19 protein-coding genes and 1 tRNA gene are annotated in these 17,693 nt (G+C 60.5%); 9 read left to right on the top strand and 11 right to left on the bottom strand.

Annotation, left to right across the window (positions count from 1 at the left end; all coding sequences use genetic code 11):
• Positions 1 to 180 precede the first annotated feature (180 nt).
• Together GOB93_RS07110 and GOB93_RS07105 are read right to left on the bottom strand one after the other, a co-directional pair.
• Complete coding sequence (locus GOB93_RS07110) at positions 181 to 606, bottom strand: hypothetical protein (protein WP_173582811.1); 426 nt, start codon at positions 604 to 606, stop codon at positions 181 to 183.
• Positions 607 to 774: 168 nt separating this feature from the next.
• The gene (locus GOB93_RS07105) at positions 775 to 1,056 is read right to left on the bottom strand and encodes a DUF883 family protein (protein ID WP_173582810.1); all 282 of its coding nucleotides are present in this window, start codon (positions 1,054 to 1,056) and stop codon (positions 775 to 777) included.
• A gap of 108 nt (positions 1,057 to 1,164) precedes the next feature.
• Between GOB93_RS07105 and GOB93_RS07100 the strand changes: the two genes are divergently transcribed.
• The 6 genes from GOB93_RS07100 (at position 1,165) to GOB93_RS07075 (ending at position 5,886) form a co-directional block, all read left to right on the top strand.
• On the top strand, positions 1,165 to 2,316 hold the full coding sequence (locus GOB93_RS07100) for an ABC transporter ATP-binding protein (RefSeq protein ID WP_173582809.1): 1,152 nt from the start codon (positions 1,165 to 1,167) through the stop codon (positions 2,314 to 2,316).
• 17 nt (positions 2,317 to 2,333) lie between these two features.
• Positions 2,334 to 3,464, top strand: coding sequence for an extracellular solute-binding protein (locus GOB93_RS07095; RefSeq protein ID WP_173582808.1), 1,131 nt, complete (start codon positions 2,334 to 2,336; stop codon positions 3,462 to 3,464).
• An 18-nt stretch (positions 3,465 to 3,482) separates the two neighbouring features.
• Complete coding sequence (locus GOB93_RS07090) at positions 3,483 to 3,941, top strand: hypothetical protein (RefSeq protein WP_173582807.1); 459 nt, start codon at positions 3,483 to 3,485, stop codon at positions 3,939 to 3,941.
• A 526-nt stretch (positions 3,942 to 4,467) separates the two neighbouring features.
• Positions 4,468 to 4,986, top strand: a complete 519-nt coding sequence (locus tag GOB93_RS07085) for a YcgN family cysteine cluster protein (RefSeq protein WP_173582806.1) — start codon at positions 4,468 to 4,470, stop codon at positions 4,984 to 4,986.
• On the top strand, positions 4,986 to 5,738 hold the full coding sequence (locus GOB93_RS07080; RefSeq protein WP_173582805.1) for a M48 family metallopeptidase: 753 nt from the start codon (positions 4,986 to 4,988) through the stop codon (positions 5,736 to 5,738). Before GOB93_RS07085 ends, GOB93_RS07080 begins: the two co-directional genes overlap by 1 nt.
• Before the next feature lie 64 nt (positions 5,739 to 5,802).
• Positions 5,803 to 5,886: transfer RNA gene (locus GOB93_RS07075), tRNA-Leu, on the top strand.
• Positions 5,887 to 6,048: 162 nt separating this feature from the next.
• Here GOB93_RS07075 and rbfA read toward each other — a convergent pair.
• From rbfA to rimP, 5 genes are all read right to left on the bottom strand, one after another.
• Complete coding sequence (gene rbfA / locus GOB93_RS07070) at positions 6,049 to 6,486, bottom strand: 30S ribosome-binding factor RbfA (protein WP_173582804.1); 438 nt, start codon at positions 6,484 to 6,486, stop codon at positions 6,049 to 6,051.
• Positions 6,483 to 9,146 (bottom strand): translation initiation factor IF-2, encoded by a 2,664-nt coding sequence (gene infB, locus GOB93_RS07065; protein WP_173582803.1) that lies wholly within the window; start codon positions 9,144 to 9,146, stop codon positions 6,483 to 6,485. Before infB ends, rbfA begins: the two co-directional genes overlap by 4 nt.
• Positions 9,143 to 9,910, bottom strand: a complete 768-nt coding sequence (locus GOB93_RS07060; RefSeq protein WP_173582802.1) for an RNA-binding protein — start codon at positions 9,908 to 9,910, stop codon at positions 9,143 to 9,145. The genes infB and GOB93_RS07060 overlap by 4 nt, the downstream gene beginning before the upstream one ends.
• Positions 9,849 to 11,408, bottom strand: coding sequence for a transcription termination factor NusA (nusA, locus tag GOB93_RS07055; protein ID WP_173582801.1), 1,560 nt, complete (start codon positions 11,406 to 11,408; stop codon positions 9,849 to 9,851). The genes GOB93_RS07060 and nusA overlap by 62 nt, the downstream gene beginning before the upstream one ends.
• A 159-nt stretch (positions 11,409 to 11,567) precedes the next feature.
• Complete coding sequence (rimP, locus tag GOB93_RS07050; protein WP_173582800.1) at positions 11,568 to 12,176, bottom strand: ribosome maturation factor RimP; 609 nt, start codon at positions 12,174 to 12,176, stop codon at positions 11,568 to 11,570.
• Between the two features lie 197 nt (positions 12,177 to 12,373).
• Between rimP and GOB93_RS07045 the strand changes: the two genes are divergently transcribed.
• The 3 genes from GOB93_RS07045 to GOB93_RS07035 all read left to right on the top strand — a co-directional run bounded on the left by GOB93_RS07045 (position 12,374) and on the right by GOB93_RS07035 (position 15,335).
• On the top strand, positions 12,374 to 12,976 hold the full coding sequence (locus GOB93_RS07045; RefSeq protein ID WP_242010598.1) for a hypothetical protein: 603 nt from the start codon (positions 12,374 to 12,376) through the stop codon (positions 12,974 to 12,976).
• 91 nt (positions 12,977 to 13,067) lie between these two features.
• Positions 13,068 to 14,339, top strand: a complete 1,272-nt coding sequence (locus tag GOB93_RS07040; RefSeq protein ID WP_173582799.1) for an AAA family ATPase — start codon at positions 13,068 to 13,070, stop codon at positions 14,337 to 14,339.
• 12 nt (positions 14,340 to 14,351) lie between these two features.
• Positions 14,352 to 15,335 carry a hypothetical protein gene (locus GOB93_RS07035; RefSeq protein WP_173582798.1) on the top strand — a complete coding sequence of 328 codons (984 nt, stop codon included), beginning with the start codon at positions 14,352 to 14,354 and terminating at the stop codon, positions 15,333 to 15,335.
• 76 nt (positions 15,336 to 15,411) lie between these two features.
• Here the strand turns inward: GOB93_RS07035 and GOB93_RS07030 are convergent, their stop codons facing one another.
• The 4 genes from GOB93_RS07030 to pgsA all read right to left on the bottom strand — a co-directional run bounded on the left by GOB93_RS07030 (position 15,412) and on the right by pgsA (position 17,619).
• Positions 15,412 to 15,885: a molybdenum cofactor biosynthesis protein MoaE gene (locus GOB93_RS07030; protein WP_173582797.1), complete on the bottom strand. Its 474-nt coding sequence runs from the start codon at positions 15,883 to 15,885 to the stop codon at positions 15,412 to 15,414.
• 41 nt (positions 15,886 to 15,926) lie between these two features.
• Entirely contained in the window at positions 15,927 to 16,187 is a 261-nt protein-coding gene (locus GOB93_RS07025) for a MoaD/ThiS family protein (RefSeq protein WP_173582796.1), read from the bottom strand.
• A gap of 59 nt (positions 16,188 to 16,246) precedes the next feature.
• Entirely contained in the window at positions 16,247 to 16,819 is a 573-nt protein-coding gene (locus GOB93_RS07020; protein WP_242010597.1) for a hypothetical protein, read from the bottom strand.
• A 197-nt stretch (positions 16,820 to 17,016) separates the two neighbouring features.
• Positions 17,017 to 17,619, bottom strand: a complete 603-nt coding sequence (gene pgsA, locus GOB93_RS07015; protein WP_173582907.1) for a CDP-diacylglycerol--glycerol-3-phosphate 3-phosphatidyltransferase — start codon at positions 17,617 to 17,619, stop codon at positions 17,017 to 17,019.
• Positions 17,620 to 17,693 lie beyond the last annotated feature (74 nt).

Raw genomic sequence — 17,693 nt, 5'->3', positions numbered from 1 at the left:
TCCGGGGCTTCGCCCCGAGCCCCACAAAGGAACACAGTCCCTTTGATCCCGATCTGTTAATTCCGAAAGGAGTGAAGAACAGAGGCCCAGTTCTGTCTCCTGTTCTTAAAATACATGAACACCATAAAAAAGGCGGGCCATATGGCCCGCCCGGTCTGCATCATCAGAAGAAAGAAGCGCTCAGCGGCGCCGGCGAGACACGATATTCCACACCTTCCGACCGGCAAACCGCCCGACAGGACCGGTCACGGTCGTCGCAACAGCCGCAATAGACGCCGCCTGCCGCAGCTCATTGACATGACGGTCACGATTCATGCGGGCCTCGACTTCAGCCGGCAGCAGATAGGAACGCCGGCCGAAGAACAGGAACGCAACGGCCAGAAAGGCATCCAGAAAAAATACCGCGGCCGGCGCCCCGACAGGCCCGAAACCAAATTTGAAAAGGAATATCGCCCAGAGCAGAGCGTGCGCGGTAATCAGGGAGAAAAAACCCATAACGGCAGCCACAACAAGAAGAGCTGCCTGCCGGCCCAGACGCATCGCCTTTTGCTGAAGGAGCTCCACTTCCGCCACTGCGGCGGCTTTGCCTGCTTCGAAAATACGCATACGTCCCGGCCATCCTGCTTCAGACCGGCATCAGAGATAAACCGGTGTTCTGTTTCCGAATCGCCCCTCCGACGCGCCCGGGGCGGAGTCCGGCAAAACACCCTGAACAGGTACTTCGCTCCATCTCACAGCCCCGGGCATCCTGAGAAGGCGTCCCGGGGCCGGACCTTACCGCGACATTCTGCCCAGGACAAACCCAACAACCGCAGAGATGCCAATAGAAAGCAGTGGTTTGGCGCTCACTTTTGTTTCAACACTCTTCTTCTGATGCTCAGCGATGTCACGCGCATTCGTAACAGCAGAGTTCGCAGCATCAGAAAGTGTCGGAACCACATGATGGTTAAGAAACTGTTCGAGATGAGACTTTAAAGACTCCAGCTCCTCACGTGCGGTCGTCGCAGCCTCGCTGGCCGTCGCTTCAGCATTTTTTTTGATCTTCTCAGCGGACATATGTCCCTGCTCCTCAAATGTGACCTGTCTGCCGGTCTGAGTTCAGCGCATCTGGCAAACCCGGCTGGCATCTTAACGCTTATCTTTAACTGTGGTTCCTTACCAGCAATGATGACCCAGTATGCGACCACGGCGGGTCACCGCCCGTCCGCTCCTCCCCCGTTTTCGCTCTCCGTTGCCGGGGCGGTGCTGTCGCACGGCCATTCTCCGCTCTCATTTTCTCTTCAGGAAGGAGAATGTCTGGCGCTGTTCGGTCTTTCCGATATCGGTAATACCCGCCGCCTTCTCGTCGATACGCTGGCCGGCTACCGGCCTCTGACATCCGGACAGATCACCGTCGGCGGACAGAACGTTACAGACCGGCCCGCAGGTTCTCGCGGAATCGCCATCGTAAGCCGGCAGGAGATTCTGTTCGATCATCTGACCGTGCGGCAGAATATCGCCTTTCCGTTACGGGCAAGAAGCATCCCGGCTTCGGATCTGCGCCGCCTTACAAATGAACGGCTCGCCCTTCTCGGTCTCGACAGCGTGGCGGACGTCCGTCCTCCCGCACTTTCTGAAGGCTGCAAATTCCGGACAGCCCTCGCCAGGGCGCTCGCCACGGACCCCGTGGTCATTGTCCTTGATGATGTTTTCTCCGGACTGGATACGGAAACACGCCGTGACATCCACCTGCGTCTGAACAGGCTCCGACGCGCCCGTTCACTGAGCACGCTTCTGCTTACGCAGGACAGATCCGACGCATTCGCAGCCGCCAGCACCATTGGCGTCATGGCAGATGGCGAACTGCTGCAGACCGGCACTCCGGCCATGCTGATCGAACGACCCTCATCAGCACGGATCGCCTCCGCAATGGGAGACGCCAATGTCCTGGTGGGTCTCGCCCTCTCCGTCAGTGATGACATCGCCGATGTGCGTCTCGCCTGCGGGGCAGAAATGAGCGCAGTCGCAGACCCGTCTCTGTCAGAGGGCGATCTTGTCGAACTCTGTATCCGCCCCGGACAGATAGCACCCCTGTTTCAGCGGGGATCGTCCGGCTTCCAGGAGGAAACAGAAGGCTGCCTTCCGGCAACTCTCGCGGAAATCACCAGACCAGGCGATATCACGGCGCTCCGTTTCCGCCTTGCGGACGGAACAGAACTCGTCGTTCATCGACCCGCCGGCACTCTGGCTCCGGGCATCTCACCAGGCTGTTCCGCTCTTCTCGCCTGGCGAGGAGAAAATGCCCTGGCCTTTCCGTCCGACGGGAAACGGGGTTAACCTCCCCGGATATCGTCTTGAATTCAGGCCTCACCTTGCAGCGCGCGACCCAGTACGTCCTTTTACGCCAGAACAAACCGGCCAGGCCCCCGCGTCGTGCATTTCGTTGTACTGCAAGCGCCATTCTGATGGCCACGCTCGGCGTCCTGATAACGACAACGTCCGGTCAGGCGACTCGCGCGCGCCGCGTGCACACCCACACCATCGTCGTCGGCTCTCCGCCCGGCGCTCTGAATTCGATCCTGAACGAGGTTCTGTGGACGCCATTCGCCCGCAGCACCCGTCAGCGCATTACAACCGTCGCATGGAGCGGCACTTTACCGGCTCCCGAACACAGAACCGGCAAGGAACCACGCGGCCCGGCCCTGCTTCTCGCCGCGGATGATGCCGCTGCGGCAGGATGCCATGATGGTGTTTTTCTGACCCCGGCTGCCGGTACCTCCGGCGACGCGGGCCTCTGCGCCGTGCCGGCCCTGTCTCTCGATTTTGCCCTCGCCTGGGATACATCCCGTTTTCACGGAAAACCGGACTGGACCGATTTCTGGGATGTCGCGCGACATCCGGGAAAGCGCGGCCTGCGGGCCGATCCGCGCGGCACACTGGAAGCAGCCCTCCTTTCTGACGGCGTCCCGCCTGACGCCCTTTACCGGGTACTGAGCACGCCGGACGGCATCGACCGGGCGTTCCGGCGCCTCACCCAGCTCCGCCCCTATGTTGTCTGGTGGAACACTCCGGCCGAAGCGATGAAAATCCTGACAACCGGAGCAGCCCTGATGGGCATGGCGGCAATGACAGATATCTTCGGCATTAATGCCGCCACACCTGAACCGGGATTTGGCGTATCAACATTCCCGCTGTTCCGCATCAGTTACGACTGGGTCCTTCTGCCTGACACGACATCCAATGGCGCGACATCGGGCACCGACGCAATCACCGCCCTGCGCACATGGATCACCCGGCCGGAACAGAAACAGGCTCTGAGCGCACGGATGCCGTCAGCGGAGGACAGCACTGTAAATCAGGCAGCAGGCCATCCCCCGGCGACCATACCTCACATGCCACCGGCCATTCCGCTGAACAACGCATTCTGGCGCGACCATCTGAATGTGATTCAGCCCCGCTTCAGCCAGTGGCTCAGCGAACACTGACGGGCTGACAATCACGCCATGCCCCTTCATTCGCCCGCTTACGGCCCGTTTGCCCTGCTCGCAGCAGTGATTCTCATCTCGGCAACGGCAACAGCGGCCGCAACTCTGGCTCTGCCGCGCAGACAGTTCTGGATCACAGCGGCAATCTCGCTCTGGATTCCGGCGACCGTCCTCGCTTTTCAGATGCCATCTCTGCTCAGCCCCACAGAAACAACCCGCAACGCCGGTCATATGCTCATGATCGCAGTCATTCAGGGAGTTCTGCTCAGCCCGGCCCTGAGTCTTCCGATTCTGACGGCCTTATCAAAAGCCCATCCCAGCCTCGCCCGCACCGCGCAGGGACTGGGCGCAGGACCTCTCCGACGCATCGCTATCCTGTGGTTTCCACTGCTCCGTTATCGCCTGTTCTTCAGCCTGGGACTGGGCGCCCTGCTGACCGTTCTGCTGGCCAGCACCCTCCTTTTTCACACATCCTGATTTTTAATTCATCCCGGTCGTTCTGACCTCATCCCGGAACAAGCCTGAATCTCTCCTGATTTTTTCGGACAGATTTCAGTATCCCGTCAGATCAGATTGCCCCCGAATTTCCGTTCCCCGGTTTTGAACACCCACCACCGTTTCCCGCGCGATATTATCGTTCAGCAGTTCCCCCCATTCGCCAGGAATTAAGAGACTGCTTCAAAAGCCTGCCCACGAAACCTCCGATTAATCAGAAAGAAGTTTTTGGTGAAGCTTTTTTCAAAAAGCTTCAGTAGACACCGCCTTTTTGAAAAAAGGCGGCACCCAAAAAACTTTTATTGTTTTTTATTAAAGGTTTGTCCCGAAGGTTCTTCGATCCTGGCTGAGACAAGCAGGTAGCCGGGACTCAAAAAACCATAACACCTTCAGTTTGTTACGAAAATTTTTGTCCCTTTGGAGCGTTTGAAACAGTCTCCGGGAGATCACACGGGTCCATCCGAAAGAGTGTTTCCGCAGTGGCCGCTTCGCGTTTATCATAAGTCCCATGACAAAGACGCAGCCTTTCTGGGAAACAAAATCTCTTGATGACATGTCGGCCACCGAGTGGGAATCGCTCTGTGACGGCTGCGGCCGGTGCTGCCTGCACAAGCTGCGCGATGAGGATGACGAGAAGCTCTATTATACCAATGTATCCTGCCGGCTTCTCGATACCGCGACCTGTCGCTGCACAGACTATCCGGGCCGGCATCGCAAGGTGCAGGACTGTGTAACGCTCACACCCACCATGGTCAGAACGATCGACTGGCTTCCGCCCACATGTGCTTACAGACGCCTAGCCGAGGGAAAGTCACTCCCGGACTGGCACCCGCTTGTCTCCGGAACACAGGAGACTGTCGTGAAGGCCGGCATATCCGCCGCCGGTCGCTGTGTCAGCGAACGTGAAGCCGGCCTGCTCGAGGACTATATAGTCGCCTGGCCCGCCACAGATCCGGAAACGATACCGGCAACTCACTCACGGGCCACCACCCGGCGTCAGCCCCGGGTCAGGAGAAACGGCCGGTAATGACCACCATTTCTGATCCTTCGTCCGGACGATCAGGAAGCGCACTGCCGTGCAGCATCACCACACAAAATGGCCCGGTCCCGGTCGAATGGCGCAGATCCGTCCGCGCCCGCCGCATTTCACTCCGCGTCAGCCCCCGCTCACAGGGCATTGTCGTGACACTTCCCGCTTCTGCGACGACAGAAGCGGGATTGAGGCTTCTCCGGACCCATATGACCTGGATCGAGAAGCAATTGCTGCGCCGGGCACACGGTCCACGTTTCGAGGCCGGAAGCACCGTCCCGATCAATGGCACTGATTACGTCATTCGCCACAACGCCGAAGGCCGGGGTGGCGCCTGGCTGGAACAGACCGAAATTCATGTAAGCGGAGACCCGGCCTTCATTCCGCGCCGTGTTACTGATTTTCTGCGTCAGATCGCTAAACAGAAGCTGACCGCGCGCGTCACGGAACTCAGTTCCGGAACCGGCCTCGCGCCGAAACAGATCGCCATTCGCGACACCACAAGCCGCTGGGGAAGCTGCACCGCCTCAGGCCGTGTCATGCTTTCATGGCGTCTCATCATGTCGCCAGCAGCCGTGCAGGATTACGTCATCCTGCACGAACTGGCGCATCTGCGTCATTTAAATCACAGCGCCGCATTCTGGGCACTCGTCGACACTCTGACCCCGCATCGGACTCACGCGGAAAACTGGCTTAAAGCGCATGGCGCCGCACTGATGCATGCCGGAACGAAGGCATCGGCCAGCTAAAAAAACACTGCCGGCTCCTTATTCCCGCCTGACCTGGGCCATGCTAGAACCCGCACGGCCTCCGGCGAGCTTGGCGGAATGGTAGACGCACGAGACTTAAAATCTCGAGTCCGGAAAGGACGTGCGGGTTCGAGTCCCGCAGCTCGCATACCCGACCAGATCAGGTTCCGGCATAGAAAATTGCGGAATAAGACTGCTCAGAACAGGCAGAATCCGAAAACAATCCGTTGAAAATAAAACGCCTGAAACACCGGCTGTTCAGAACCCCAACACGAGCTCTGCCGCGAAAACGACCGGACGCAGCCGGAACTCAGTCTTTCAGGTCACGCTGAACTTCAGGCTTCCTCAAAAGCGCATCGACTTCCATGGCGTAATCCAGCGCCGTATCCGGCTGGAAATGGATTTCCGGCGCGCTGCGCAGGCGAAGCGTATGAGAAAGCTGCGTCCGCAAAAAAGGCGCAACACGTTTCAGAGCAGGCAGAACCGCTTCCACGTCGGTCCGGCCAAGCCGCGCCACGAATGCGGTCGCATGCCTGAGATCAGGCGAAATCCTGACTTCAGTGACGGTAATGGTCACCCCGGCAAGATCCGGATCACGAAATGCCGTCCGCGCAAAAAGCTCGGCAAGAACCCGGCGCACCTCTTCCGCTACCCGAAGCTGCCGCTGAGACGGCCCCGATGCGGCGAGGCCGGCGAGTCGCCCCGCCGGCCCCTTTCCTTCTGCCTTGCGATAAGATCCCCGGCTCACGCTGGAACAAGCTCCATCTCAAAACATTCAACCACATCGCCTTCACGCAGATCATTATATCCCGCAAAGGACAGGCCACATTCGTAGCCACGGGCGACTTCTTTAACGTCATCCTTGAAGCGCTTCAGCTGACTGAGATCGCCCTCGTGGATGACGACACCGTCACGCAGCAGACGAACGCCACATCCGCGCTTGACCACACCCTCGGTGACGTAACAGCCGGCCACCTTGCCAACCTTGGTGATATTGAACACCTGCCGGATCTCGGCGTAGCCAAGGAATTTCTCGCGATGTTTCGGCGCGATTTTCCCTTTAACCAGCTGCTCGATATCGTCCGCCACCTGATAGATAATCGAATAATAACGAATATCCACCCCATCGCGCTGCGCCATCTCTCTTGCCTGCGATGTCGCACGGACATTGAAAGCAATGATGATGCCACCAGACGCTTTGGCAAGCTGAACGTCACTCTCGGTGATCTGGCCGACCGTCGCATTCAGAACGCGAACGGCAACCTCTTCGTGAGCGAGCTTCTCAACCGTGGCCTTGATAGCCTCAGCCGATCCCTGAACATCGGCCTTGACGAGAACAGCGACCTCTTTCTGAGCGCCGGCCTGAATCCGGGCCAGCATCTGATCGAGCGTGCCGCGCGCCGCGGTCTGACCCGCGACAGCATGCTCCTTGATCTTCCGCTGACGAAATTCCGAAATTTCCCGCGCCCGGTTTTCGTTCTCGACGACCACGAACGGAGCCCCGGCTTCAGGAACACCCGTAATGCCCAGCACTTCCACAGGCATGGACGGACCAGCCTCAGCCACCTGGCGATTACGGTCATCGAGAAGAGCACGGACACGTCCCCACTCCGCTCCCGCGACGACAATATCGCCTTTCCGAAGCGTGCCTTTCTGCACAAGCACGGTCGAAACCGGACCGCGACCACGATCCAGACGCCCCTCGATCACGACGCCTTCAGCGGCACGATCAGGATTCGCCTTCAGATCAAGGATCTCAGCCTGAAGCAGAATGGCCTCTTCCAGCTTGTCGAGATTCGTCTTTTTAAGCGCCGAAACCTCAATGTCCTGAACGTCGCCACCCATCGACTCAACCACGATGCCGTGACTGAGCAGATCCTGACGGACACGATCCGGATTGGCGCCCGGCTTATCCATCTTATTGATGGCGACGATCACCGGAGCATCCGCCGCATTCGCGTGCTTAATCGCCTCGATCGTCTGCGGCATCACACCGTCATCCGCCGCGACAACAAGAACGACGACATCGGTCACCGACGCGCCGCGCGCCCGCATCGCCGTAAAGGCTTCGTGGCCCGGCGTATCAATGAACGTAATTCTGGCCCCGGAAGCGAGCTGCACCTGATACGCGCCGATATGCTGCGTAATGCCACCGGCCTCGCCCGCCGCGATATCCGTCGTGCGCAGAGCATCGAGAAGCGAGGTTTTACCGTGATCAACATGCCCCATAACGGTCACGACCGGCGGACGGGGCTGCAGATCCTCTTCCGTGTCCTCAATGCCCTTGATGCCGATCTCGACATCGCTGTCGGCGACACGCCGCACCCGGTGTCCGAATTCCTCGACCACGAGCTCGGCCGTATCCGCGTCGATCGACTGCGTCACAGTGGCCATCACGCCCATTTTCATGAGCGCCTTGATCACTTCGCCCTGCCTCGCGGCCATACGGTTGGCGAGTTCCTGAACCGTAATCGTCTCCGGCAGAATCACGTCACGCACTACACGGACCTGATCCGTCCGCAGCCGCTCAAGCTCCGCCTGGCGCCGCTCACGCTCGCGCTGACGACGTACCGACGCGAGAGACCGCGTTTTATCGTCATCACCTTCGATCGCGGCCTGAACATCGATTCGCCCGGACCGGCGCCCGGTATCCTTCTTTGCCGCACCAGGTCCCTTGCGTGCAGGAACAACCGGCCCCTTGCGGGACGGACCGCGGCGATCATCCTCGCCATCACGGCCACTGCGCAGACGCAGCGTCTCACCGGCAGGCGCCGCAGGCGGCTGAGCAGCCGCCGGACGGGTCTGAACAAGCGGCTTTGCCGGCATGATAGCGCGCTCGGCCAGCGGCCGGAGCCTGCCCGGCGGCGGCGCAAGAGTCACAACGCCCGGAATCGGCTTGTCAGAGACAACCGGACCAGCTTCCTCGACCGGCGCTTCGGCTGGCTCCGGCTTCGCGGCCGTTTCCTGAGCCGCGGCTTTCGCCTCGGCTTCCTCGCGCGCCTTTTCCTCGGCAGCCCGCCGCTCGTCTTCCTCGCGTCTGCGTGCTTCCTCGGCAGCGGAAAGAATCTGAATCTTTTCCTGCTCTACACGCTGGGCTTCACGAAGCGCAGCCTCGCGGCGCTGCTCGTCAAGGACGCGCTGACGCACCGCCATTTCGGCGTCCGTCAGCCCCTTTTTTACACCCGCGCGTCCGCCGGCACCGCGTCCGCCGCCAGATACACCAGCTTTCGGTGCACCGGGAGCGGGCTTACGGTTCTTACGGACCTCGACCTGGACTACCTTTGAACGACCATGGCTGAAGCTCTGGCGCACGGATCCAGCGTCGACCGTGTGCCCTACCTCCGAACGGCCCGCCGGCCGCAGGGACAGACGTCCCTTACCCTGATCCTGATCGTTGCCTTCGCTCATTTATCCGCCTGTTCAACCCGATCGCCGGAGATACCCGACGCGCACGGCATGACCGCACCGGCCACCCCTGCAAAACGTTCACTTTCCTGCTGCAGCCGGGAAGCCAGTGCCCCCCTTCGCAGCGCCGCGTGCACAACCCGCTCGCGACCAAAAACATGCCCCAGCGACGACGCCACCAGAGGCCTGACAACCGGCAGCTCGCGTGCGCCGGACAGAAGCCGGGCACACTCATCGGGACTTCCGTCCGATGCCTGCACAATCAGTCCGGCATGCCGAGCCTCGATCCATTCCCGGACTTTGGCATAACCGCTCACACTCTGACCGGCCCGCCGGGCAAGACCGAGAATCTCGACCACGCGCCGCAAAAGCCCGGACTCGACCACAGCCAGCAGATCAGATGGGATTACAACATGTCTCCGCGCAGCTCTCGCGAAGACTCCACGAGTCAGGGCGGTTTCTAGCACATCCCGGCGGGCACTCAACCAGATTCCCCGTCCGGGCAGCCGCGCATTCAGATCAGGGACCACATTCCGGTCCGGACCAATGACAAAACGCAGCATCACCGCCGGAGCCATACGCTCACGCGTTACAGCACAACGGCGCAGTGATCCATGCTCGTTATCCTCATCAGCATCATCGTGACCGGACAGATCCGGTGATGCCGAAGGCGACGCCGCTATAACGTCTGAAAAGCGCTCGCGCTCATTGCCGGACGTCGTGCTCAGGAGACACCTCCTTGGCGACGTCAGGCGTCTGCCCCGCATCGTCCTCGAACCAGTGAGCCCGGGCGAGCATGATGATTTCGTTCGCCGCGTCCTCGTCGATCGCGTCGGTCCCGAGAATTTCGATCAGCTCATCGCCTGCCAGATCAGCCAGATCGTCCAGTGTTTTCACACCGTTCTCACCAAGCGTCACCAGCATCTGATTCGTGAACGCATTCAGCGCGACAATCTCATCCGTCACACCCAGCTCGGCGCGCTTCGTATCAAGCTCTTCCTCTTTCCGGACAAGGAAGCCCTCAGCACGACGCACCAGCTCCTCAACGACCGAATCGTCAAATCCTTCAATTCCGGCCAGTTCGTCCGGGTCCGCGTATGCAAGCTCCTCGATCGTGTCGAACCCTTCGGTGACAAGCAGCCCCGCGATGACGTCATCGACGTCGAGCGCCTCGACAAACAGACCCGACCGGCGACGGAATTCTTCCTGACGGCGTTCCGACTCCTCAGCTTCCGTCAGGATATCAATATCCCAGCGGGTCAGCTGACTCGCCAGACGGACATTCTGGCCGCGCCGTCCGATTGCCAGACTCAGCTGCTCATCCGGAACCACGACCTCAACCCGGCCCGCGTCCTCGTCCATAACAACTTTCGAGACCTCGGCGGGCGCAAGAGCATTCACCACAAACGTCGCCGCCTGCGGGCTCCAGGGAATAATGTCGATCTTCTCGCCCTGAAGCTCGGCAACCACCGCCTGCACGCGCGATCCGCGCATACCGACGCACGCACCGACAGGATCGATAGAGGCGTCGCGGGAAATCACCGCCATTTTCGCACGCGACCCCGGATCACGCGCGACAGCCTTGATCTCGATAATGCCGTCGTAAATCTCCGGGACTTCCTGCGCGAAAAGTTTCGCGAGAAAGGCCGGATGCGTCCGTGACAGGAAAATCTGAGGACCACGCGGCTCATCACGAACATCATAAATGTAGGCGCGGACACGATCCGAGTTGCGGAACATCTCACGCGGGATCAGTTCATCCCGCCGCAGAAGCGCTTCCGCCGAGCCGATCTCAACCATCAGGTTGCCGTACTCGGTCCGCTTGACCGTTCCGTTGACGACCTCGCCCACACGGTCCTTGAACTCGTCGTACTGCCGCTTCCGCTCATATTCGCGAACACGCTGCACGATCACCTGCTTAGCCGTCTGGGCGGAAATACGCCCGAAATCAATCGGCGGCAGAGGATCGATCAGATGCTCGCCAAGCTGAATCTCCGGCTTGAACTTCCGCGCAATGTGCAGCGGAATCTGAGTTTCCTCATTCTCCACCGCCTCCACGGCCTCCGTCCACCGCGACAGCCTGACCTCGCCCGTCCTGCGATCGATTGTCGCCCGGATATCCTTCTCATGACCGTATTTCGCACGACCCGCCTTCTGGATGGCCTGCTCCATCGCCTCGAGAACTTCTTCCCGGTCAATCAGTTTCTCACGCGCAACCGCGTCGGCCACCAGAAGCAGCTCAGGACGTGAAACGGAGGTATCCATACTCTTCAGAACTCCAAGACAGACCAGACCCTGAAAACTGTGCCTGAACACTGCATCAGTCAGACTTCGCAAACCTCAGGACCGGACCATTCCGTCCGCCAGCCCCGACAGTCCGCATATGATAGCACACAAACAGTTTCGCCACCCCGGCATAACAGCCTAATGGCGATGCTGAGACTTTTTCTTCCCGTCAGCTTCGGGTCCGGCTTCCTCCGCCGGCGCTTCCGGACGCGCCGTCTGCCGCGTCGCCTCGATCAGCGCATCGGTCAGCACAAGCCGCGCCTTACGCAGTTCACGAAACGGAAGAACGACCTCGCTCCCGTCATCCAGACGGAGACGACCACCTTCTTCCGAGGCGCCGAGAACCACGCCGGAGAACCGGCGCCGGCCATTCACCGGCACCATAACCTCCGCCTTTGCAAGATGTCCCGCGAAACGGTCCCAGTCTTTCGACCGCGTCAGCGGCCGGTCGATCCCCGCAGACGAGACTTCCAGAGTCCAGTTGCCCGGAATCGGATCCTCAACGTCCAGTATGGCACCGACCGCATAACTGATGCGCTCACAGTCGTCCACGGTGATCAGAGACCCGTCGGCGCGGTCAGCCATCACCTGAACAGTCGGCGTGTCACGCCCGAGGACAGCGACGCGCACCAGCTCAAAGCCGAGATCAGCCAGTCCAGGCATGATCAGCTCTGCAATGCGGCCCTCAAGACCCGTGTGCGTCGAGAAATCTTCGTCCAAAACAAAAAAGGCGGCCGCTAGGGCCACCCCCCAAAAAAGCGGAAGATGAAAGGAATATCGCTTATCTAGGGCATTTTCAGACCAGCCGCAAGAGAGCGCACTTCCCGCCACCCGCACAGACGCGCCGGAGCCATATTCAGTTACGTTAAGGCACGACCTTACATGGAATTTATGACGCTATTCTCTTGCACAGCTTCGCGGCGCGATGTCTGATTGTCGCAGCCATGAGTCAGCCGCCCGATCCTCTTCGCAAAGCCCGCCCGGAAGCCGAGACCTCCGGCGGCGGAATGCGCGCCATGGTGATGACGATAGCAGGAATCAGCCTGCTGGCCGGAGGTGGATTCTGGCTGAACAGCGCCGGTCAGAACGCGGCGTCCCCTCCCCCGCCCGCGATGCAGCGGACAACGGAGAGCCCACCCCCGACCCATAACGGTCCTCAGATCGCAGGCGCATTCGCTCTCATCGCGCCCGAACATGCCGCCAGAGCCCTGCGTGACGCCGGATACTCCCCGTCCGATCAGGCCAGAATTCTCGCCGGCATCAAACGGAAAGAATACCGCCTCGTGAATCTGCCGTTTTTCGACGCCGGCGGTCACGGCGGAGCCGTGTCGGTCCAGTCCGGACCCGTGACACGCATCGTTCCGCTGTCACAAAAACCGGTCTCTGTCCTCCTGCCCATCCTTGTCAGCGGTGAGGTTCAGGTGAACCCGGCCTCGGACCCCGGCATGGCAGGCATTGCAGCCGGCGCGCTGACGATACTCGGCCCCATGGAACTGCCAGCCATTCATCGCGACGAATACCTGACCCTGACCGTGATAGCCCAATGAGTCTGATATCGGCATATCATGGGTCAGCATATCATGGATCGCTGAGCCGGACCGGACAGATCAGGACACGCACAGGCGGGAGAATCGTGCTATGAAGGGTCTGCTTCCGGCACTGAACCGGTTCATGCCGGTCATGATGGTGGTCTTTCTTCTGCTCGCGAGCCTTCAGGCCGCGGCCAGTCTGCATCTTTCGCTCGCCAGTCTGGACCATTTCATGAAATGGTGCGCACCGGTGTGGCCGATGCTGGCAGCGGCAGGAGCATTGTTTACGATTGCCGGACTGTTATTCGAGACGCGTGCCGAACGCATGGCACGCAAAGGGCTACTTCGCAGACGGGGATGGATGATGGACGTTCTGGCGCGGCTCACCAATCGGCATGCCCTTGAAGAGATGCTCGCACGCGAGCAGCGGGACACAACCATTGACGCCGAGGAACTCGCCGCCAATCTGAGAGCCCGCGTTATCGGGCAGGATCAGGTGTGCGAGGATATGGCGGCCCAGCTGCGTCGCCGGCTCGCGCTGCATGTCCGGGGCAAACCCGTCGGTATCTTCCTTCTCGCCGGCCCGCCCGGCACCGGTAAAACCTATCTCGCGAAACAGCTGGCCCGGCAGCTTGAGCGCCCGCTGCTGCATTTCGATATGACGCAGATGAGCAGCCCGCACGCCGCAACCCAGCTGTTTGGCTCGCCCAAAGGCTATGTCGGCTCAGACACCTACGGAAAGCTGACCGGTGGCCTGAAAGAAAAACCGGACGCAGTCGTTCTGCTCGACGAGATCGAGAAAGCGCACCCCGATGTCTTCAAACAGTTCCTGATTGCCTGGAATGACGGTTACGTCACCGAGGCGTCCACCGGGGCTCACGTCTCAACGGTGCAGTCTATTTTCGTTCTGACATCCAACATCGCGACCGAAGCCCTTACCAGCATCGCCGACCGCCTTTCCGACGATCCGGACAAAATGCGCGCCGAATCGGTCGAGGCGCTTCGTCAGGCCGGCTTCGCGCCGGAAGTGCTGAACCGCCTCGATCGCATTTTTGTCTTCCGCGCTCTGAAAGGTCTGGATATCGCCCGTGTCTCGGCCCTTGAAATCGAGACAATGATTGAAAGCTACGGGCTGAAAGTGGAAACCGGCGGAATCGACCCCGCTATCCTCGTCGAGGTCATGCGGCGCCAGATGCGGATGGGAGATGCCGCCTCCGCCCGCGATCTGGTGCGCTCGATCGAAGAAATGATCAGCGAGTCGCTGATCGTCGCCCGTCAGCAGGGCGCGAAAATGGTACGCATCACCAATGGCGAGGATGGCATCACCGCCCAGATCGCCGATGAATCCGTCTCCCCCGCCCGCGCCCATCTGACACCCTGACACAGCAGCATCATGTCCTCAGCCTCGCGCCTCTGGCGCCGGGCGCCACTCTGGCGCCTTGCCCTTTTCAGTATGGTCTTCTTCACAACCATCACTGTCTTTTACCCCGCCCCCTGGCTGGTCCGTGTCTTCCCTCCCTTTGCGAAGCTGACACACAAGGTCGATCATCTGCTGGGCAGAGACGCTCCCGCAGCCTCACCCGCACCTGACGAAGCCTCTTCCGGCGCCCCCGGCCAGAATGGCCCCGCGCCGGCACCCGGAGACGCAGCAGCGCCGTCACAGGGAAACGGAATGGCCGCGGCACCGCCGATCGAGTCGGAACTGCAGGATCTTCTGCCGTTTGCCGGACGGCAGCTGCCCTTGCCGGCCGGCATATGGCACCCCGTCGTAACAACCCAGGATGGCCCGCACGGTGAACTGACCAGCAATGTCCTCGTCAGAACAGACCGGGGCGTGGTGACCGGTGTGATCATCGCTAATGCGACCACAGCCTCCATCCCGGCCGATGCGGGCGATGAGCTTGAATCTCATTGCCACGATGACCGGAGCTATATGAGGCAGATGCTGCCCTCCACGCAGAACACAAGGCAGTGCATCGCCACCTTCGACACCGTAACGCTTTCGGACGAAGCAGGAGCGTCTCCGGCAATCAGCCTGGCGTTCCGGCGACTGCGCGTCATGGGCTTCCCGATGCCGCCGGTCCTCGTTGTGGCCTTCTGGTCGCACGCCGTCCGGGCCCCGGATAACGGCATCAATTTTGAATCCGTCATCACCGCACTGAGTCCGGCCGAACCAGGCACCGCGAAGCTCAGCACCTCACTGGACGACTGGACGAAAGCAGGGGTCGGCCGGTCACCATTTACAAGCCGCTTTATCGAATCCGTAAACGAGTGGATCGTCGCCTGGGCTCCGACACTTCTTCAGGGCTATGAAGGAACCCTGAAGCCGGCATCCGGCATCCGGCCCGGCGCCGCCGACCCCGCATGGCACGGCTGACAACCCGCCCCGTTACAGAACAGGCCGGGAATTCCCACTCAGCGGAATGCTAAAACTATTTTCGCCAGCCGCGGGGCTACCATCCCGCAGCCGCTTCCTCGTCCACTGCCCGACTTTCGACCCAGTGACACCGGCCATCGTCAAACTCCTCTGACTTCCAGAACGGCGCCCCGGTCTTGAGACGGTCGATCAGAAACCGTGTCGCATCCAGAGCCGCGGCACGATGCGCGGCCGCCGCCAGAACCAGCACAATCGGTTCACCGACCAGAAGACGCCCCACGCGATGAATGACCGTGCATCCGCAAAGATCAAACCGCTCAGTCGCTTCCGTTGCGAGGTCGGTGAGTATCCGCTCGCACATGCCCGGGTAGTGCTCCAGTGACAGCGCCACCAGACCGCCACCGCCACGCACGACCCCGATGAAAGAACCGATCCCGCCCACCAGGACCGAAGCCTGACGCAGACATTCCATCTCCGCCGCGATATCGAACGGATCGTCCTGCACTCTTACACGCGGCACTGCAGCAGTTCTCAGAGATGATCCGGACATCACAGGCTCCTCAACGGGTTACGCATGGCGGGAACCCGCGCCTATCCTCCCGTCATAGGCGGAAAGAACGCCACCTCATCCCCGGCATGAAGGGGGGTTGAGAAATCCGCCAGAACCTTGTTGACGGCAACCCGCACCTGACCCGGCCCGGAGAACGCATCATTAAATCCGGCATCCTCTCTGCGCCTCGCCTCAAGCAGCGCGCGAACAGTCGGCATATCCCCAAACGGAACCACCTCGCGTCCGCGACCGACACGCTCCCGCAAGGCCGCGAAATACAGAATCGTGACTGTGCCGCTCATCCCATTCCCCTGTGCGACCACGACAGACGCCGGTTCACCGCAAACGTCGGCGCGACTGATCAGTGCGCCGGAGCCGGAACCGGAGCCGCCGGCGTGTCCGCACCGGCCGCGGATTTACCATTGCTGTTCTTAGCGCCCGCCGGATGAACAGTCGATGATTTCACGGTGCTGATCGAGCCATCCGGATGAATGATCGTCGTCGTGCCGTCGCCATTCGGAATTTCGATTGTCGAATTCGCCGATTTGCCGGCTCCGAATTTCTGCGCCACATCCGGCTCCTGGCTCGGAAGCCCCGCTCCGGAGAAACTGTTGTCGGTGTCCTCGCCCATCGAGAGATTTCCTCCGTCAGGCAGTTCTCCCCTGGGGCCGGAACCAGGAACAGCGTCGCGCTCGGCCGCCACGTCTGACAGCGAAGGCAGCGGCTTAGGCGCACCGGGCCAGATATTTCCGCTCTCAGGCAGCAGAGGAGTTTCCGCGTAACCATACCCGCGGACCCGACGGATCGTTTCGGAGTCACCATGAGGCGCATTGGGGTTCTCACCCGGCAGCGTCGCCGTATCAGTCAGCCATTTGTCAAAGCCGGAACATCCGCTCAACACCAGTAATGACGCCATAAGAGCGGCTTTCCGCATTAATCTTTCCTCGTCTCAATTGGCCTGTGCGCGGTATCCACGCTCTTGCCGGCCCCTTGATACAAGTGTGACAGCCCAAGGTAAATCAGCACTTACCAGCAATACACTCTCATCACATCTTTACCGGCGGAGTGGCACTGTACAGCCACATCACATGCGCACCACATCCGGTTTTCACAAAACTGACTGAATTCTTCTCAGGGAGCGGAATCAAACGTTGTCACAGGCGCCGCCTGTTCAACGTGCCGCAGTCCCGCGATCAGGTAATCCCATCCCGTCATCAGAGTCAGAACCGCTGCAATCCAGAGCATCACCGATCCCATCAGACCCACAGGAAGCCACGGCATCCCCAGAAGGACTCCCGTGCTGTCACCAGCCAGCAGAAAGCCGATCGCCGTCATCTGAAAGCCGGTTTTCCATTTGGCCAGCCGCGTCACGGGAAGACTGATCCGGGTTCCGGCCAGATATTCCCGCAGACCGCTGACAAGGATTTCCCGGCACAGGATCACGATGGCCGGCCAGAGCGCGCCGTAATCCAGCCGGTTCAGCCCGGCCAGCACCATCAGCGACGCACCGACAAGAAGCTTGTCGGCAATCGGATCAAGCATCCGCCCCAGATCCGACTGCTGCTTGCGGGACCGCGCCAGATGACCGTCAAAATAATCCGTCACGGCCGCGACAATGAACAGAAGACACGCCGCCGCCGCCGCGCCGGGCCGGTTAATCGCGACCAGCGCGACCAGAAGCGGTATGGCGACGATCCGCGACAACGTCAGCAGGTTAGGCAGATCGGTTATCATCGGAACTACGATACTCCAGTTCACCCGTGGCCGGAACGGTCTGTCACGCATAAGTGCCCCCATCGCGGTGGCAA

Source organism: Acetobacter musti (assembly GCF_011516835.1).
Classification (GTDB): domain Bacteria; phylum Pseudomonadota; class Alphaproteobacteria; order Acetobacterales; family Acetobacteraceae; genus Acetobacter; species Acetobacter musti.
Note: the sequence above shows the minus strand (reverse complement) of the source record. Positions and strands in the feature narration are given on the sequence as shown.

Excerpts from the sequence above, each read along its gene's own strand:
- GOB93_RS07060 (WP_173582802.1), bottom strand. The coding sequence starts at position 9,910 with ATGCGGGGCAGACGCCTGACGTCGCCAAGGAGGTGTCTCCTGAGCACG.
- GOB93_RS07110 (WP_173582811.1), bottom strand. The coding sequence starts at position 606 with ATGCGTATTTTCGAAGCAGGCAAAGCCGCCGCAGTGGCGGAAGTGGAG.
- infB (WP_173582803.1), bottom strand. The coding sequence starts at position 9,146 with ATGAGCGAAGGCAACGATCAGGATCAGGGTAAGGGACGTCTGTCCCTG.
- GOB93_RS07105 (WP_173582810.1), bottom strand. The coding sequence starts at position 1,056 with ATGTCCGCTGAGAAGATCAAAAAAAATGCTGAAGCGACGGCCAGCGAG.
- pgsA (WP_173582907.1), bottom strand. The coding sequence starts at position 17,619 with ATGATAACCGATCTGCCTAACCTGCTGACGTTGTCGCGGATCGTCGCC.
- GOB93_RS07085 (WP_173582806.1), top strand. The coding sequence starts at position 4,468 with ATGACAAAGACGCAGCCTTTCTGGGAAACAAAATCTCTTGATGACATG.
- GOB93_RS07030 (WP_173582797.1), bottom strand. The coding sequence starts at position 15,885 with ATGTCCGGATCATCTCTGAGAACTGCTGCAGTGCCGCGTGTAAGAGTG.
- GOB93_RS07040 (WP_173582799.1), top strand. The coding sequence starts at position 13,068 with ATGAAGGGTCTGCTTCCGGCACTGAACCGGTTCATGCCGGTCATGATG.
- GOB93_RS07100 (WP_173582809.1), top strand. The coding sequence starts at position 1,165 with ATGATGACCCAGTATGCGACCACGGCGGGTCACCGCCCGTCCGCTCCT.
- GOB93_RS07035 (WP_173582798.1), top strand. The coding sequence starts at position 14,352 with ATGTCCTCAGCCTCGCGCCTCTGGCGCCGGGCGCCACTCTGGCGCCTT.
- GOB93_RS07020 (WP_242010597.1), bottom strand. The coding sequence starts at position 16,819 with ATGCGGAAAGCCGCTCTTATGGCGTCATTACTGGTGTTGAGCGGATGT.
- GOB93_RS07080 (WP_173582805.1), top strand. The coding sequence starts at position 4,986 with ATGACCACCATTTCTGATCCTTCGTCCGGACGATCAGGAAGCGCACTG.
- nusA (WP_173582801.1), bottom strand. The coding sequence starts at position 11,408 with ATGGATACCTCCGTTTCACGTCCTGAGCTGCTTCTGGTGGCCGACGCG.
- GOB93_RS07090 (WP_173582807.1), top strand. The coding sequence starts at position 3,483 with ATGCCCCTTCATTCGCCCGCTTACGGCCCGTTTGCCCTGCTCGCAGCA.
- GOB93_RS07025 (WP_173582796.1), bottom strand. The coding sequence starts at position 16,187 with ATGAGCGGCACAGTCACGATTCTGTATTTCGCGGCCTTGCGGGAGCGT.
- GOB93_RS07045 (WP_242010598.1), top strand. The coding sequence starts at position 12,374 with ATGAGTCAGCCGCCCGATCCTCTTCGCAAAGCCCGCCCGGAAGCCGAG.